Source organism: Pedobacter borealis DSM 19626 (assembly GCF_000708285.2).
GTDB classification, from domain to species: domain Bacteria; phylum Bacteroidota; class Bacteroidia; order Sphingobacteriales; family Sphingobacteriaceae; genus Pedobacter; species Pedobacter borealis.
This window is the reverse complement of sequence record NZ_JAUG01000174.1, coordinates 1-3,290: the sequence shown is the minus strand read 5'-3', so window position 1 is coordinate 3,290 and position 3,290 is coordinate 1. Positions and strand designations below refer to the sequence as shown.

Sequence of the window (3,290 nt, the reverse complement as noted above, 5' to 3'; positions counted from 1 at the left end):
TCACTTTGTGACGTTTTAATCAAGTTTTCAGTTAAGGCGGTCGTCACCCTGAATTTATTTCAGGGTCTTTCACGCTAAAAAGATGCTGAAATAAATTCAGCAGGACGATAAAGCTGGATTAGGCGTGTATAAGATATGATTTTCAGCTAATAATTATCGAACTCAGGTTGCTAATAATCAACATTTTAACAGATTTTGTGTTTCCGCCCAACTAGGCCGCACCACGGTATCCCCGTTCTACTTAAACCCGGCCTAACAAATTTTTCGGGCCGCACTCATCAAGCCAACCCACTAGCTTCGAAAGAAAAATTTTCAGCCGGCATTTTTTGTTTTTTCATGGGTCTTTATGTTTTCAACGGCATTCAAGCTAGCTACGCTGGTCTTTTTGATGCCAAAAAGAAAGAGCCCTTTGGCGGCGGCGAGCCGAGGCAAGACAGCTCCTTAGGGCAAAAGAAATCAATTAAACGTCACTCATATTGATTTTTATAAAATAAATTACCCCTCGAAATGACGACCTTTAAGCGTTACTGAAATGCTGCCCTACCTACCTGTTCATCGCCTAGGTATATCCAAATGGCACCTTTTAAATATTTCCCGAAAGAATCTTTCATGTCCTGCAGGTTTACCTTGTTAAAATTGGCTACCATATTCTCGGTAATACTATAATCACCAAGCACTTCAGCTTCACCCAAATCTTTCACAATCGAACTTGCGCTTTCCTGGTGCCTGTAGTATCTATCCCGATGTTCTTTTTTTAATGCCTCAAGATAACGTTCACCATACTTCCCTTCTTTAATATTGTTGTATACCGTAATCATCGCTTTAAAAGCTTTTTTAGGTTGAGTGGTACTTACAAACATAGAGGTATATGGAATCTGTTGCATCTTAACGGTTGCTCCTGGTGCATATGATAAACCAAGTTTAGTTCTCAGTTCATAATTCATAGTACCACTTAATGCGTTAATGGTTAGTACAAAAGCATAATAATCGGCATTCGTCATGGTTGGGGCATTCATAATACAACTCATGTAATTCGTGGCAATATCTCTTTGTTCGATTACCAGATGCTCCCCTGTTAAAGTTTTACGATCGTAAACTGGTGGCATGTAAGCTTTTCCTTTAAGCGCGCTGAAAGAAGCTTGAATTTTCTTTTCAAGTTCTTCTTTTGTGATGTTCCCGGCTACGACCAAAAACATTTTATTCTTATTCAACAATTCGTTATGGTAATAATTACTAACCACTTCGGCAGTAAAACCACCAACAGTTTTGCTTGTGCCCAAAGGATTAGTGCTATAAGGCGAATCTTTAAACATACTTTCCATGCTCAATTGCTCAATCCTTGTTTCAGGATCAGATTGACTATGATAAATACCTGTAATCATCCGTTCTTTAGTGGTTTGAAACTCTGTTTTATCAAAAGCCGGATTAATTACCGCATCCGAAAAAAGCTTCCAGCCTTGGTCAAGATACTTAGAAATGCAATCCATACTAATGATACCATAATCAGTTGTAGATGAACCAGAAATATCAATACCATATTCATCAGCCAACTCCTGATAATCGACAACGCTATAATTTTTAGTACCACAGGTAGCCGCAGATGCCAAAGCCAGATTTTCAATTCCTGCCCTTTCCGCATTATAATTCATTACGCCACCTTTAAAAAACATGCTCATACTAACTGTTTCCTTCTGGGTAGGTTTTAAAATCACCTTTAAACCGTTTACATCAAATGAAATGGCTTTGGTTTGTGCATTAGCAATATGAAAAACTAAGATAAAATTTATAAAAAATATGAATCTTTTCATCGAGCGTTAGGTTATTTGGGTGATTTAAAAAATGTTTCTGGCTTCACTTCATTCATACCTGCTTTATCCATCATCAGGCCAGCGCAATAAGGTTTATCTTTAATATACTTGCGTACATAATCGAGTAAATCCTTTCTTGTTACTTTATTTACATTTTCTTCATAATGGGTATAATAATCAATCGATGCTGAAGCCCACCAGAAGGAAAGTAAATGTGCATAATCAGAAGTAACCTCTCTCCTTTCTACCTGTTCTATAGATAATAGTCTTTTGGCTCTTTCAATCTGCAGATCAGATAAATAATCTTCATTGGCCCAAAGCGAAATTTGCTTCAGCACCTCCTGGTAACATTCCTTTATTTTTGCCGGATTAGGACTCACCATTAAACTAATTGGACCTGTATATTTTTGCGTATAATAATTCACATCAGCCTGTTGGGCTAATCCTGAATTAATAAGCGCCTGTTTCATTTTAGAACCGTTTTGATTCACAATAAAAGAAAAAACATCAGCAGCATAAGTGGCCGGAATATCGTTTCTGGTATCTGGACCATGCCAGCTAAACAGCATAAACGGCACGGGGCTTTTATTCGATTCTACAAAATAATAATCGTTTTTTTGAAGCGGTTTAAACTCAGGGATTGGCCATTTCACAAAAGGATCAACCGGCGATCGTTTCCAGCTTCCAAAAACAGAATTTACATAACTAAAAGCTTCATCAACTTTAACATCACCAGCAATTACCAGAACTGAATTATTTGGCCAGTAGTATTTATTTTTAATGGAATCCATTTTTGATGGAGTAGCCGATAAAATTACCTCGTGACTACCGATTACATTTTTACGGGAATAATTTGCACCCCACATATGTCGCGAATTGGCCTCTATCAAAGCAAATACCGGACTCGATTCGTGTCTTGTAAATTCGGCATTTACCACTTCATTTTCCAAAGCCATATCTTCTTTTATGAATTTTGGATAACGGATTGAGGAATTCATTAGACTTAATCCGGGTTTTAAATTAGCAGCAGGAAGGGTAAAAAAATAATTAACCACTTCTTCCCGCGTAGTGGCATTCGAATTGATATCCAGATCGTTCATTCTCGAATTTAAACGTTCGAAATCGGGATAATCTTTGTTAGCCTTAAAGAATAAATGTTCGTAAAGATGACTTAAGCCGTTAAATTCGTCGGTTTCGGTAAAAGAACCATTTCTGCAGGCCATTTCGATGGTAACCAGTGGCACAGTCCGGTCTACAACAACCAGCACTTCTAAACCGTTATCAAGTTTTTTGAAATGCATGTTTTCCCCGAGCTTTTCCTGGGCAAAAGCAGAACCAAGGCACAATAAACAGGCTAAGGAGCTAAATAATAGAGAGCGCATATTTTAATTAAATTTTAACACCAAATAAGTGTTAATCTTTCACTTTAACAAATAAAAAAACACTTTATTTAACAATCCCTCTTATTAAAGGATATATTAG

Annotated in this window: 2 protein-coding genes; both read right to left on the bottom strand. The window is 37.2% G+C overall.

Annotated features, from left to right (window positions below; genetic code table 11):
* Positions 1–524 precede the first annotated feature (524 nt).
* Positions 525–1,808 (bottom strand): M16 family metallopeptidase, encoded by a 1,284-nt coding sequence (locus tag AW17_RS23195; RefSeq protein WP_029280701.1) that lies wholly within the window; start codon positions 1,806–1,808, stop codon positions 525–527.
* 11 nt (positions 1,809–1,819) lie between these two features.
* Positions 1,820–3,190 (bottom strand): M16 family metallopeptidase, encoded by a 1,371-nt coding sequence (locus tag AW17_RS23190; protein ID WP_029280699.1) that lies wholly within the window; start codon positions 3,188–3,190, stop codon positions 1,820–1,822.
* Positions 3,191–3,290 lie beyond the last annotated feature (100 nt).

What these genes read in the sequence shown, in the direction of transcription:
- AW17_RS23195 (WP_029280701.1), bottom strand. Translation starts at nt 1,808, where the DNA reads ATGAAAAGATTCATATTTTTTATAAATTTTATCTTAGTTTTTCATATT.
- AW17_RS23190 (WP_029280699.1), bottom strand. Translation starts at nt 3,190, where the DNA reads ATGCGCTCTCTATTATTTAGCTCCTTAGCCTGTTTATTGTGCCTTGGT.